Here is a 13,483-nt window from a genome sequence, read left to right as displayed (position 1 = left end):
GCGTAGTTCAAGTATTGATAGCAATGAACCGGAGATTTGATCATGTCGGGACTGAAATCTGCACTTGCAGGTCTGGGCGTCGGACTATTTGCATCTATAAGCCCAGCAGTGGCGGCTGATTTTACCTTCGAGGACTATTTCGTCGGCAAGACCGTGGCCGAGGGACATTTCGCCGCCATCAATGGTGTCAGCCGCAAGTTCACCGTCGATCTCACTGGCAAATGGGATGGGCATATTTTGACGCTGCGGGAGGATTTTCGCTTCGAGGATGGCACGCGCGACCGCAAAACCTGGCGGTTCGTCAAGACCGGGCCGACGACCTATACCGGCACCCGCGAGGATGTGGTCGGCAATGCGTTGGTGCGGCTGAGCGGCGATACCGCCCGCTTCAACTATCTCGTCTATCTCTCGCCCGAGACCCAGTCCAACAAGGTCCGGTTCTACGACAAGATGGTGTTGAAGCCGGATGGTACGGTGCTCAACACCGCCTGGGTCACGAAATTCGGCTTTCCGGTCGCCAAGACCACCGTGTCTTTCCAAAAGGTCGCACAGGCCACCAAGATAAAGGCGCAAAAGCGCGAAAGGACTGCACCGTGATGGTCATGTCATCCTCGTCTCGCGCCAGGGTCGCCTGGATCACCGGCGCCAGTTCCGGCATCGGTCGCGCGCTTGCGCTGAAATTGGCGCGTCAAGGCTATATTGTCGGCGTCAGCGCCCGGCGCACCGAGGATCTGCTGGCGCTGGCGGCTGAAAATCCGGACCGCATCCATGCTTTTCCGCTGGATATTACCGACGGAAAAGCCGTGAAACAGGTGGTGGCCGACATTGAAGCCAGGCTTGGCCCGATCGACATGGCGGTGTTTTCCGCAGGCTCCTATATCCGCGAAAATGCAGTGCGTTTCGAAGCCGAGCAGTTACGCCGGATGGTCGATCTCAATCTTGTCGGCACCGGCCATTGCCTGGAAGCGGTGATTGCCGTGATGGTCGCTCGCGGCAAAGGCCGGATCGGCCTTGTCGGCTCGGTCTCCGGCTATAGCGGCCTGCCGGGCGGCGGCATTTACGGGGCAACCAAATCAGCGATGATCACCTTGGCCGAGGCCTTGCGTCCGGCTCTTGCCGAAAAGGGCGTGGCGATCAGCATTATCAATCCGGGCTTTGTCAAAACCCCGCTGACCGACAAGAACGACTTTCCCATGCCTTTCCTGGTGACGGCCGAACAGGCTGCCGATCACATTGAAATGGGAATGGAGGCCGGAAAATTTGAAATCGCCTTTCCCTGGCAAATGGTGTTGTCGCTCAAGCTGTTGAGGCTTTTGCCCTATCCGCTCTATTTCGCATTGACACGCAAGATGCTGCGGAAAAGCTGAAATATTTGAGGGTGTTGTAACGTGAAAAGGGGGCCTTCGCCCCCTTTTTTGATTGATGATCGGACCGTTTACTTTTCAAGCTCGAACTGCACCACATCGAGCCGTCCGGTTCTAAAGCCTGCCGCGCAATAATGCAGGTAATAGCGCCACATGCGGAAGAAGCGCTCGTCAAACCCCAGCGGCGCGATTTTCGACCAATGGGCGGTGAAGCTCTTGTCCCAAGTGAGCAGCGTGCGTTCATAATCCAGACCAAAGCGGAAAGTATCGCAGGTTTTCAATCCCGATTTTTGCGCCGACGCTTCGAACCGCTCGACCGAGGGCAACATGCCGCCTGGAAAAATATAGGTCTGGATGAAATCCGCTTCGCGCTGATATTGCTCGAAACGGCTCTCATCCAGGGTGATGACCTGAACAACGGCCTTGCCGCCATCCACGAGGAGATCGCGCACCCGGTTGAAATAGACCGGCCAGTTTTCCTCACCGACTGCCTCGAACATTTCGATGGAAACGATCTTGGTGAACTGGCCCTGCACATCCCGGTAATCTTCCAGCCGGATATCGCAGCGCTCGGCATATCCCGCTGCCTGCATCCGCTGGCGCGCATAGGCGGCCTGTTCGGTGGAAAGTGTCAGGCCCGTTACCCGGCACCCGCTGGCGCGGATGGCATGTTCGGCAAAGCCGCCCCAGCCGCAGCCGATTTCCAACACGTGATCGTCCGGTCCCAGCGCTAATTGGTCAACAATACGCTGGTATTTGGCGGCCTGTGCCTCGCCAAGCGATTGGCTAGGATGGGTGTAGAGCGCCGATGAATAGGTCATCGTCTCATCCAGCCAATGGCGATAAAAGGCGTTGCCGAGATCGTAATGGAAGGCGATGTTGCGCCGGCTCCCGGCCTTGGAATTGCGCCTGAGCTTATGGCGCAGCAGGGCCAGCTTGCCCAGCAGCGCGGAAGGTGACATCAGCCCGTGCCAATTGCCCTCATTGACAATGGCAAGTTCCAGAAATCCGGCAATATCGGGGCTGTCCCAGTCGCCGTCCATATAGGACCTCGAAAAGCCGAGCGTTCCCGCCGATATCACCCGCCACACTGGACGGGCGTTGTTCAGCTTCAGGACGGCGGAGGGGCCGGCTTCGCGACCGGTGACGTGATGTTCCTTGCCGTCAGGAAACAGCAGCGTCAGATGGCCATGGGTCAAGCGGCCCGCCCAGCCGCACAGCACCCTTTGCCACAGCGGCGCGGAGGTGAGGGATAGTGTCGCGGTTTGCTGGTCGGCATGGGTCATGACGGGCTCCTTGCGTTTGCAGCCTCAGGCGGAATGATGGAACTGGCGACCGGGTTCTGCGCCTTGCGGTGCCGATGCAATGGCACGCCTTTCACCCAGAGCTTAAGGGCTTCCCAATGGATCGCGCCCATGACTTTCAACGTCATCAGCGGATAGCGGACCAGGACCTTTGCCAAGCCCCGATCATCAAGGGTGCGGCGTTTTCCGCAAAACGACGCATAGAGCAATGGCCCCTGCTCGTCGGCTTCGTTGATGGCGACGGTCACCGTGTCGCCCGGTGGCACGATTTTGAACCGGTAGAGGCATTCCATCGGCATGAAGGGGGAGACATACATCTGCTTGGCGCAGGCGTGGCGGATCGATCCATCCTCTTCCACGCTGGCCGGAATGACATAGGTGTGCCGCTCGTGAAAGGTATTTTCAACCTCGTAAAGCAGGGCCAGCAGGTCGCCGGACGGCCCATAGCAATAATAAAGCGTCAAGGGATTGAAGACATAGCCGAACATGCGCGGATAGCAGAGCATGCTCACTTTCATGCCCTTGGTGTTAAGACCGGCCCGCTCGACATGGTTGGCAACCCAGGCCTTCAAACCTCCCGGAATACCCAGGCCATGATCGCGGTCGTCAATTCTCAAGATGGCGCGGCGGTTATATCCGAGAAGCCAAAGCGACTTGTCTATATCAGGCAGTTCATCGAGATCGACCAGCAGGCAGAAGACCTGATATCGCAGACTATGCTTTTTAGGCCGGTGGCGTTGATGCACAACCGCACCGGTGAAAATTGCCGATGACCAGCTCATTGTGCAGCCGCCAGCACCGATTCGACAAAAATCCGGCCTGATTGGTTTTCCACCGACCACGGACGGGCAATTCCAGACAATTGTTCGGCAACAGCCAGGCCGGACTGAAGGCCGTCCTCATGGAAGCCGCTGCCGAAATGCGCACCGCAGAACCAGGTCCTGTTGCGCCCCTGCAATTGCCAGAGCTGGCGCTGGGCGGCGATTGCCTTGGCATCGAAAAGCGGATGGGCGTAGTTGAATATCTGATGCACCTTGGACTCATCGATGTCGCGTGAAGGATTGAGCGTTACGAACAGCGGAAGCGAGGCGTCGAGGCCCTGCAACCGGTTCATCCAATAGGTTACGCAGAGCGGCCCTTCGCCAGACTTGCGCTCTTCGCCGATATAATTCCAGCTTGCCCAGACCTGTTTGCGTTTAGGCATCAATCTGGTGTCGGAATGCAGCACGGCAACATTCTTGGTGTAATCGAAACAGCCAAGCAGCGCCCGTTCCAGCCCTTGCGCATCGTCCAGCAGCGCCAGTGCTTCATCCGCATGGGTTGCGACAACAACCTGATCGAAACGATCCTGACAGCCGCTTTGCGTGACGATCTTTACGCCCAGTGCGCTGCGGATAATGGCCTTGACCGGATCATTGGCACGGAAATCGGCTTTGGTCGCCTGTTTGAGGCGCAGGACATATTCACGACTGCCCCCCGTCACCGTGCGCCATTGCGGCCGGTTCTTCAACGTGACGAGACCGTGATTAATGAAGAACCGGACAAAGGCATTCAGCGGATAGGCCCGCATGTCGGCAGCCGTCGTTGACCAGATCGCAGCCCCCATCGGCAGGAGATGATCCTCGATAAAAGCATCGCTATAGGCTTCCAGATCGAGATAATCGCCGAGCGTTGCCGCTGTCAGGTCTTGGCGCTCGAGCAGCAAAGGGGCCTCCCGGTAAAAGCGCATTATATCGGCCACCATGCGCCAGAAGCGGGGGCGTATCGCATTGCTGCGCTGGCCAAGCAGTCCCGCCAGCCCGCAACCGGAATATTCGAAACGGCCCGCATCCAGCGAGGCTGCAAAGGACATGTCGGAGGCCTGGTTGGGCACGCCAAGATGATCGAACAGCGCAACGAGATTTGGATAATTGCGGTCGTTATAGACGATGAACCCGGTATCGACGGCCACCGGACCGTTTGGTCCGGCAACATTAACGGTATTGGCATGGCCACCGAAGCGGTTTTCAGCTTCGAACACCGTGACATCGAAACCCTTGGACAAAAGCCATGCGCAGGACAGACCGGAAATTCCCGATCCCACAACCGCAATGCGCTTTGTGCCTGTGGTCAATCCGCTGTCTAATCCGATCTTCATAAGAGCGGTCGCCTCCCGGTTGTTCGTTTACAGTATTTACGAACGCTAGCGGAGGCTGGATTGCCAGGAGCGGATTTTTTTTCGGGCAGTGATCCAGCTTTGGCGAGAAGGCGTAGAAAGCGCCATGACAATAATCATTTCCCAAGCGGCTCTGGAATGCCACAATAGTAGAGTGACGGCCCCGCGCCTTTTCAGGCGCAGCCGGTTGGGTGGGAGATCCGTGCCTTCTGGCGCAAACGGGATGATTATGAAGGCTGAAACCGAAGACATGTCTTCCATGCTCGCAGCAGTTGCTCGCGAACGGGATGTGGAAGCATTCGAAACATTGTTCCGCCATTACGGTCCGCGGGTAAAGGCCTATATGGCTCGTCAGGCGCGTGACCAGCAGGCGGCAGAGGAATTGATGCAGGAAACCATGATGGTGGTCTGGAACAAGGCCGCGTTATTCGATCCGGCCCGGGGCAATGTCTCCGCCTGGATTTTTACCATCGCCAGAAATCTGCGGGTTTCGGCCTATCGCAAGCAGAACCGACCGGAATTCGATCCGAACGACCCGGCCTTCGTGCCTGACGAGGTGATGCCAGCCGATCAGGATCTGGAAAACCGCCAGGATGCGGAAAGGCTGCACAAGGCCATGGGACAATTGCCGCAGGAGCAGTTGGAACTGTTGCAACGGTCCTTCTTTCACGAAATTCCTCACAGCGCGCTTGCCAAGGAATTCAATCTGCCGCTCGGCACGGTGAAGTCGAGAATCCGCATGGCCTTTGCCAAGCTTCGTGCCGCCCTTGAAGACCGCTCAGAGGAGGATCGCTGATGACTGTTCACCATCATGTCAGCGATGAATTGCTGCTCGATTACGCCAATGGCAGCCTTGCCGAAGGCTGGGGCATCGCCATTGCCACCCATCTCGCCTTGTGTCCCGATTGTCGCCGGCGCCTCGCGACCATGGAAGTTACTGCCGGGGCATTGTTGGAGGCGGAAAAACCTGTCGATGCCGATCTCGGTGTCGACCGCGCCTGGCAGGACATGCGAGCAAGGCTTGCTGCCTCCGGCGAACGGACCAGGGAAAGCACCGTCAGCCGGATTGAACCGGCGCTGGACGCCACCTCCCGGCAACACGATGCGATCCTGCCGGAACCGCTGCGCTCCTATCTGGGGCAGGATATCGATGGTTTGAAATGGAAGTCGCTTGGGCGCGGCGCCTATCACATTCCGATCAAGACCAGCGATGGCGAAACCAGCGTGAGGCTGCTGCGCATTCCGGCCGGAAAGCCGGTGCCGGAACATAGCCATGGCGGGCGCGAGCTGACGCTGGTGCTGAAAGGCAGCTTCCATGATGGACAGGGCCGGTTTGCACGCGGCGACCTGGAGGAAGCCGACGAGCAGCTGGAACATCAGCCCATTGCCGAAGAAGGCGAAGACTGCATCTGCCTGGCCGTCACGGACGCTCCTCTGCGGTTCAAGAGCCGTCTTGTCCGGCTGTTTCAGCCGATCCTCGGTATATAGCCGACACTTTAGAGTCTGTCTGGTTCAGATTGAACCGGACAGACTCTTGCTTCTCTTGTTTTCGTTTGTCTTTTCGGAAAACCGGTTTCCACTTGTCCCTGACAACCTCTAAAGGAAATGAAATCATATGCGCAGCTATGCGATTGCCTATTGTGCCACGGCTGCGGTGTTTTTCACCCTGGATTTCCTATGGCTCAGCAAGATTGCGCTGGGTTTTTACAAGTCCCGCATCGGCGATATGATGCGGGATCAGCCCAATTTTACCGCTGCGGGTCTGTTCTATCTGGTTTATATCGTCGGCATTGTTTATTTTGCGGTCAGTCCGGCCCTACAGAACGGCAGCCTGTTAACGGCTGTGGTTAGCGGCGCGCTTCTGGGTCTGATTGCCTACGGCACCTATGACATGACCAATCTGGCGACCTTGAAATCCTGGTCACTGACGCTCAGTCTGGTCGACATGGCCTGGGGCACGGTGCTGACGGCCACCGCAGCCGGGATTGGCTATCTGATTACCAGCCGGTTTGTATAAACGTTTCACGTGAGACGTCAGGCGCATTGCACCGCTTTCGTTTTGGATTATGATGAAAGAAAAACGAAAACGGGGAGGGGTGCATGTTTCTGTCTGCCCGGCAATCCGACATTCTCGACATCGCCAAGGCGGAAGGCCGGGTGCAGGTGGACGACCTGGCGCTTCGCTTTTCGGTCACGCCGCAAACCATCCGCAAGGATCTCAACGATCTCTGCGAGACGCGCCGGTTGACGCGGGTCCATGGAGGAGCAATCTTTCCAAGCGGTGCCGAAAACGTTCGCTATGAAGCGCGCCGCTCGATGGCCGCGCCGGAGAAGCAGGCGATTGGCCGGGCTGCCGCCGAATTGATCCCCAGCAATGCATCACTGTTCATCAATATCGGCACGACGACCGAGGCGGTGGGCGAAGCATTGCTTGATCACAAGGACCTGATGGTCATTACCAATAATATCAATGTTGCCAATCGCCTGCGGGTCTTTCCAGGCATTGAGGTGGTGATCGCCGGCGGCGTTGTGCGTGGCTCCGATGGCGGCATTGTCGGGGAAGCGGCGGTGGATTTCATTCGCCAGTTCAAGGTGGATTATGCGGTGATCGGCGCCTCGGCCATCGATCCTGATGGTGCGCTGCTGGACTATGACTATCGGGAGGTGAAGGTGGCGCAGGCGATTATCGCCAATGCCCGGCACGTGATTCTTGTGGCCGATTCCTCCAAATTCGAGCGCGCCGCCCCGGTGCGCATTGGCCATCTCAGCCAGGTTCACACATTCATCACTGACGTCTGCGATACCGAGGGTCTTGCCGCTATTTGCCGTGAGCATGACGTGCGGTTGATCGAAGCATTCCGGGGCCCATAGCCGCCTGATCAATAGGGACTGCTAAACTTTCGTTTGACATTCGTTTTAAGTTCGTTTTAGCTATATCCAGTTTCGCATGCGCACTATAATGCTGCATTGCGAAAGGGAGAGAAACGTGTCTGGCGATCCTGTCTTCGACATATTTGTTATTGGTGGTGGTATTAACGGCTGCGGCATCGCCCGTGACGCTGTCGGGCGCGGCTATAGTGTTGCGCTGGCGGAAATGAACGATTTCGCCTCTGGCACCTCTTCGGGTGCCACCAAGCTCATTCACGGTGGGTTGCGCTACCTTGAGCATTATGAATTTCGGCTGGTGCGCGAAGCGCTGATGGAGCGCGAAGTGCTCTGGGCCATGGCGCCGCATATCATTTGGCCGATGCGTTTCGTGCTGCCGTTCCACAAGGGCGGCATCCGTCCCGCCTGGCTGATCCGGCTTGGCCTGTTTCTCTACGATCATCTGGGTGGCCGTAAATTGCTGCCCGCCACCAAGACATTGAATATGCGCAAGGACAAGGCGGGCAAGCCGCTGAAGCCGCTGTTTACCCGCGCCTTTGAATATTCGGATGGCTGGGTCGACGATGCCCGTTTCGTCGTGCTGAATGCCCGCGACGCGGCGGATCGTGGCGCCACGATCCTCAGCCGCAACCGCGTTATCGGCGCGCACCGGGATGGCGATCTCTGGATCATTGAGGTCGAGGATCGCGCCAGTCGTGCCCGCAGCACCTACAAGGCACGGATGCTGGTCAATGCTGGAGGGCCGTGGGTCGATAGCGTGCTATCCAATACGGTCGGCAGAAACAATGTTCATAATGTGCGGCTGGTGCAGGGCAGCCATATCGTGGTACGGAAGAAGTTCGATGATCCCCGTGCCTATTTCTTCCAGAATCCGGACAATCGCATCATCTTCGCCATTCCCTATGAGACGGATTTCACCCTGATCGGCACGACTGATCAGGATTACCAGGGCGATCCGAAGGATGTGAAAATTTCCAGCGCTGAGATCTCATATCTCTGCGATGCCGCCAGCGAATATTTTGCCGAGCCGGTCCGGCCTGAGGACATTGTTTGGTCCTATTCCGCCGTGCGACCACTTTATGACGACGGCGCCTCCAAAGCGCAGGAGGCCACCCGCGATTACGTGCTGAAACTTGAAACGCCGGAAAAGGCCGCGCCGCTGCTCAATGTGTTCGGCGGCAAGCTCACCACCTATCGGCGTCTGGGTGAACATGCATTGGAAAAGATTGGCGAGGCTATCGGTGTCAAGGGCAAGCCCTGGACGGCGACAAGCCATTTGCCGGGCGGTGATTTTCCGGCAACCGGCTATCTTGCGGAAGTGGAGAGGCTGCAAAAAGCCTTTCCGTTCCTGGAGGATCGTTGCGCGCGCCGGCTTGTGAGATGTTATGGCACGTTTGCCACGACGATCATCAATGGCGCCAAAAGCCTGGAGGGGCTGGGGCGCTATTTCGGGGGAACCCTGTATCAGGTGGAGGTTGACTGGCTGATTGCCCGTGAATGGGCGGCAACGGCGGAGGATATTCTCTGGCGCCGCACCAAACAGGGCCTGTTCCTGACTGCCGAACAGGCAAAAGTGCTGGAAGACTATATCGAGGAGGCGCGGGCGGCCTGACAGGCTACTGCATAATTCTTTAAACCGGATTCGGTTTAAAGAGAAAATTATGCAGCAGATATAAAGAGCTACAGCGAACCTTTGTGCGCCATATATGGCGCACGGCGCTGTAGGCACGCAAGAGGGAGATGTCTCATAAGAACCCGGACCGTGTCGGTCAAAGGGTTTGAGGGCGGCAAATACAAGAATGATAGCGGATGGATGTGTCGGTTCCGACGCAGACCGCTGTCATTGCCGGCGGGCGGAGGAGGCCTGACGCACAATGCTGGAATTGCGAAACCTGTCCAAGGTGGTGGCGGGGGATGTTCACATCCATCCCGTCAACCTGACCCTGCAACGCGGGTCGCTGAACGTTCTGCTTGGGCCGACCCTGTCGGGCAAGACATCGCTGATGCGGCTGATGGCCGGGCTGGACAAGCCGACATCCGGTTCCCTGCTGTTCGATGGCAAGGACGTCACCGGTTTGCGGGTGCAGGACCGGTCGGTTGCCATGGTCTACCAGCAATTCATCAATTATCCGGCCCTGAGCGTCTATGAAAACATCGCTTCGCCGCTCAGGGTGCGCAAGGTCGATAGGGCCACCATCGATCGGGAGGTCAAGAAGGCTGCCGAGCTTTTGAAGCTGACACCCTATCTGGAGCGCACGCCGCTCAATCTTTCCGGCGGCCAGCAGCAGCGCACGGCGCTGGCCCGCGCCATCGTCAAGCAGGCAAGCCTGGTGCTGCTGGATGAGCCGCTGGCCAATCTGGACTATAAATTGCGCGAGGAATTGCGCGAGGAACTGCCGAAGATCTTTGCCGAACTGGGGGCGATTTTCGTCTATGCGACGACAGAGCCGTCGGAAGCCCTGCTTCTGGGTGGCCATACCGCCACACTCTCGGAAGGCCGCGTCACGCAATACGGCCCGACCATCGACGTCTATCGCCGCCCGGTAGACCTGAAAACCGCCCGAACCTTCGCCGATCCGCCGTTGAACACTGTTCAGGCCATCCGGCGCGAGGGCCATTTCATGATCGGCGGCATTCCGGTTCTGACAGTGCCGAGGCACCTTTCGCATGTGCCGGAGGAGTCGTTGACGCTGGGCTTTCACCCGCATCACCTGTCGCTGGCGGGAGCCTTGTCGAGCGAAGGCGTCGCTCCTTTGGTGGCCCGCTCGATGATCTCGGAAATTTCCGGCTCGGAAAGCTATATTCATCTCGATTATGCCGGGGAACGCTGGGTGATGCTGGAGCATGGCATTCACGATATCGAGCCGGGCCGCGACGTGCAGGTTCGTCTCGATACCCGTCACCTGATGGCCTTCGATGCCCATGGCCGGGCGCTTGCCGGACATCTGGCCGGACAGGGGGAGTAAGATATGGCCCGAATTTCCCTCGATCATATCCGTCACGCCTATGGTCCCAAGGGGCTGACCAATCCGCTCTATGCGCTGAAGGAAGTGCATCACGAGTTTGATGATGGCGGCGCCTATGCCCTGCTCGGACCCTCCGGCTGCGGTAAGACTACGCTGCTCAACATCATGTCCGGCCTGTTGCAGCCTTCGGATGGCCGCATCCTGTTCGGCGATAAGGATGTGACGCAATTGTCCACCGAGGCGCGCAACATTGCCCAGGTGTTCCAGTTTCCCGTCGTCTACGACACCATGACCGTCTACGACAATCTGGCCTTTCCGCTCAGAAATCGGCGCGTGCCGGAGGCCGAGGTGGATGTGCGGGTGCGCACCATTCTGAAAATGATCGACCTCGAAGCCTGGGCCAAGCGCAAGGCGCAGGGCCTGACCGCCGACCAGAAGCAGAAGATCTCGCTTGGACGCGGATTGGTGCGCTCCGATGTCAATGCCATTCTGTTCGACGAGCCGCTGACGGTGATCGATCCGCATATGAAATGGATGCTGCGCGCCCAGCTCAAGCAATTGCACCGGGAATTCGCCTATACCATGGTTTATGTCACCCATGACCAGACCGAGGCGCTGACTTTCGCCGACAAAGTGGTGGTGATGTATGACGGACAGATCGTCCAGATCGGTACCCCTGCTGAGCTGTTCGACCGGCCTAAACACACATTCGTCGGTTATTTCATCGGCTCACCGGGCATGAACGTGCTGGCCGCCGGCATCGATGGCGATACCGCCATGATCGGTGGAGAGCGGGTCGCCCTGCCGGGCCGTCCGGTCATCCCGGGCGAAGCCCTCACCGAGCTTGGCATTCGCCCGGAATTCATTCGCCTTGGTCGCGAAGGCATGCCGGTGCAGATTTCCAAAGTCGAGGATATCGGTCGCCAGAAAATCGTTCGCGCCCGTTTTGCCGACCAGCCGATTTCTATCGTGCTGCGGGAGGATGCCGATATTCCAGCCGAGCCGAAAGTGAGCTTCGATCCGACCGCCATCAATATCTACGCGAATTCCTGGCGGGTCGATTTCGCCGGTGCCGGATTGGGAGGGGTACGGCCATGAACAAGACCTGGAACAATAAGGCCTGGTTTCTGGTGCTGCCGGTGCTGCTGCTGGTGGCCTTTTCCGCCGTCATTCCGCTGATGACCGTAGTGAATTATTCGGTGCAGGACACGTTCGGCAATAACGACTTCTTCTGGGCTGGTTCCGATTGGTTTACCCAGACGCTGCAATCGGAACGGTTCTGGGATGCACTGTGGCGCAACCTGATCTTCTCGATGATCATTCTCGCCATCGAAGTGCCGCTTGGTATCCTGATCGCGCTGAACATGCCGAAGACCGGGCTTGGCGTGCCTGTCTGCCTGGTGCTGATGGCCCTGCCGCTGCTGATCCCGTGGAATGTGGTCGGCACCATCTGGCAGGTGTTCGGGCGCAGCGATATCGGCCTGCTCGGCTATACCCTCAACGCCATCGGCCTCGATTATAATTACGTGGCCAATCCATTCGATGCCTGGGCGACAATCGTCGTCATGGACGTCTGGCACTGGACCAGCCTTGTCGTGCTGCTGTGCTATGCCGGTCTGGTGTCGATCCCCGACGCCTATTACCAAGCGGCGCGGATCGATGGCGCCTCGCGCTGGTCGGTATTTCGCTACATCCAACTGCCGAAAATGAAACAGGTCCTGCTGATTGCCGTGCTGCTGCGCTTCATGGACAGTTTCATGATCTATACCGAGCCTTTCGTCGTCACCGGCGGCGGTCCGGGCAATTCCACCACCTTCCTGTCGATCGATCTGGTGAAAATGGCGCTCGGCCAGTTCGACCTCGGGCCTGCGGCGGCGATGTCGATCATCTACTTCCTGATCATTCTGCTGCTGTCCTGGGTTTTCTACACTGTCATGACCCATAGCGACGCCCAGAGTGCGTCAGCACCGAAGGGAGACTAAGCCATGAACAACAGCCGTTCCCTTCGCCCGGTACTGATTGTCAGTCTCTACATTTTGTTTTTGTTGTTGCCGATCTACTGGCTCGTCAACATGAGCTTCAAGACCAACCAGGAAATCCTTAGCTCCCTGACGCTCTATCCGCATGAGCCGACGCTGAAGAATTACATCACCATCTTCACCGACCGTTCCTGGTATTCGGGCTATATCAACTCGATCATCTATGTGGTGCAGAACATGGTGATTTCGGTCGCCTGCGCGCTTCCTGCTGCCTATGCCTTCTCGCGCTACCGGTTTTTGGGCGACAAGCACCTGTTTTTCTGGCTGCTGACCAATCGCATGGCACCGCCCGCGGTGTTTGCACTGCCGTTCTTCCAGCTCTATTCCGCCTTCGACATGATCGACACGCATATTGCGGTGGCGCTGGCCCATTGCCTGTTCAACGTGCCATTGGCGGTGTGGATTCTGGAAGGTTTCATGTCCGGTATACCCAAGGAAATCGATGAAACGGCTTATATCGACGGCTATTCATTTCCGCGCTTCTTCGTGAAGATCTTCATACCGCTGATTGCCTCCGGCATCGGGGTCGCGGCTTTCTTCTGCTTCATGTTCTCGTGGGTGGAACTGCTGATCGCCCGTACGCTGACCACGGTTGATGCCAAGCCGATTGCGGCTGTCATGACCCGCACGGTGTCAGCCTCCGGTGTTGATTGGGGTCTGCTGGCCGCTGCCGGTGTGCTGACACTGATCCCGGGCGCCGTGGTGATCTATTTCGTTCGCAATTATATCGCCAAGGGCTTTGCCCTCGGCCGCGTCTGAGGAGGAGGAC

General features: G+C 57.9%; 14 protein-coding genes. 11 read left to right on the top strand and 3 right to left on the bottom strand.

The genetic code is table 11. The annotated features are described in order from the left end of the window. Positions 1-42: 42 nt before the first annotated feature. Both V6582_RS10635 and V6582_RS10630 read left to right on the top strand, forming a co-directional pair. On the top strand, positions 43-597 hold the full coding sequence (locus tag V6582_RS10635; RefSeq protein WP_156631250.1) for a DUF3833 family protein: 555 nt from the start codon (positions 43-45) through the stop codon (positions 595-597). Beyond that, positions 597-1,367: an SDR family NAD(P)-dependent oxidoreductase gene (locus V6582_RS10630; protein WP_156631249.1), complete on the top strand. Its 771-nt coding sequence runs from the start codon at positions 597-599 to the stop codon at positions 1,365-1,367. Before V6582_RS10635 ends, V6582_RS10630 begins: the two co-directional genes overlap by 1 nt. Positions 1,368-1,435: 68 nt before the next feature. Here V6582_RS10630 and V6582_RS10625 read toward each other — a convergent pair whose 3' ends face one another. Genes V6582_RS10625 through V6582_RS10615 form a run of 3 tightly spaced genes read right to left on the bottom strand, consistent with a single transcriptional unit; the run spans position 1,436 to position 4,805 of the window. Beyond that, a complete protein-coding gene (locus V6582_RS10625) occupies positions 1,436-2,650 on the bottom strand; it encodes a class I SAM-dependent methyltransferase (protein ID WP_156631248.1) in 1,215 nt (404 codons plus the stop codon). Continuing rightward, positions 2,647-3,450: a DUF1365 domain-containing protein gene (locus V6582_RS10620; protein ID WP_156631247.1), complete on the bottom strand. Its 804-nt coding sequence runs from the start codon at positions 3,448-3,450 to the stop codon at positions 2,647-2,649. The genes V6582_RS10625 and V6582_RS10620 overlap by 4 nt, the downstream gene beginning before the upstream one ends. Beyond that, positions 3,447-4,805 carry an NAD(P)/FAD-dependent oxidoreductase gene (locus V6582_RS10615; protein ID WP_156631246.1) on the bottom strand — a complete coding sequence of 453 codons (1,359 nt, stop codon included), beginning with the start codon at positions 4,803-4,805 and terminating at the stop codon, positions 3,447-3,449. The genes V6582_RS10620 and V6582_RS10615 overlap by 4 nt, the downstream gene beginning before the upstream one ends. A 247-nt stretch (positions 4,806-5,052) precedes the next feature. On the opposite strand from V6582_RS10615, the gene V6582_RS10610 reads away from it, so the two are divergent. From V6582_RS10610 to V6582_RS10570, 9 genes are all read left to right on the top strand, one after another. Then, a complete protein-coding gene (locus tag V6582_RS10610) occupies positions 5,053-5,619 on the top strand; it encodes a sigma-70 family RNA polymerase sigma factor (RefSeq protein WP_234624744.1) in 567 nt (188 codons plus the stop codon). Next, a complete protein-coding gene (locus V6582_RS10605) occupies positions 5,619-6,311 on the top strand; it encodes a ChrR family anti-sigma-E factor (RefSeq protein WP_156631245.1) in 693 nt (230 codons plus the stop codon). The genes V6582_RS10610 and V6582_RS10605 overlap by 1 nt, the downstream gene beginning before the upstream one ends. A gap of 127 nt (positions 6,312-6,438) precedes the next feature. Continuing rightward, on the top strand, positions 6,439-6,840 hold the full coding sequence (locus V6582_RS10600; RefSeq protein ID WP_156631244.1) for a DUF2177 family protein: 402 nt from the start codon (positions 6,439-6,441) through the stop codon (positions 6,838-6,840). Between the two features lie 83 nt (positions 6,841-6,923). Next, on the top strand, positions 6,924-7,694 hold the full coding sequence (locus V6582_RS10595) for a DeoR/GlpR family DNA-binding transcription regulator (RefSeq protein ID WP_156631243.1): 771 nt from the start codon (positions 6,924-6,926) through the stop codon (positions 7,692-7,694). Positions 7,695-7,770: 76 nt separating this feature from the next. Continuing rightward, complete coding sequence (locus V6582_RS10590; RefSeq protein ID WP_197434339.1) at positions 7,771-9,321, top strand: glycerol-3-phosphate dehydrogenase; 1,551 nt, start codon at positions 7,771-7,773, stop codon at positions 9,319-9,321. A gap of 262 nt (positions 9,322-9,583) precedes the next feature. Continuing rightward, entirely contained in the window at positions 9,584-10,675 is a 1,092-nt protein-coding gene (locus tag V6582_RS10585; protein ID WP_156631242.1) for an ABC transporter ATP-binding protein, read from the top strand. A 3-nt stretch (positions 10,676-10,678) separates the two neighbouring features. Then, positions 10,679-11,773, top strand: a complete 1,095-nt coding sequence (locus V6582_RS10580) for an ABC transporter ATP-binding protein (protein ID WP_156631241.1) — start codon at positions 10,679-10,681, stop codon at positions 11,771-11,773. After that, complete coding sequence (locus tag V6582_RS10575) at positions 11,770-12,657, top strand: carbohydrate ABC transporter permease (RefSeq protein WP_087726971.1); 888 nt, start codon at positions 11,770-11,772, stop codon at positions 12,655-12,657. Before V6582_RS10580 ends, V6582_RS10575 begins: the two co-directional genes overlap by 4 nt. A gap of 3 nt (positions 12,658-12,660) precedes the next feature. Next, positions 12,661-13,473, top strand: coding sequence for a carbohydrate ABC transporter permease (locus tag V6582_RS10570; RefSeq protein ID WP_081341579.1), 813 nt, complete (start codon positions 12,661-12,663; stop codon positions 13,471-13,473). The last annotated feature ends 10 nt before the right edge of the window (positions 13,474-13,483 follow it).

Origin of the sequence: Agrobacterium vitis (assembly GCF_037039395.1) — a bacterium.
GTDB classification, from domain to species: Bacteria; Pseudomonadota; Alphaproteobacteria; order Rhizobiales; family Rhizobiaceae; genus Allorhizobium; species Allorhizobium vitis_E.
The sequence above is the reverse complement of the archived record's forward strand: the minus strand, read 5'-3'. Positions and strand labels throughout refer to the sequence as shown.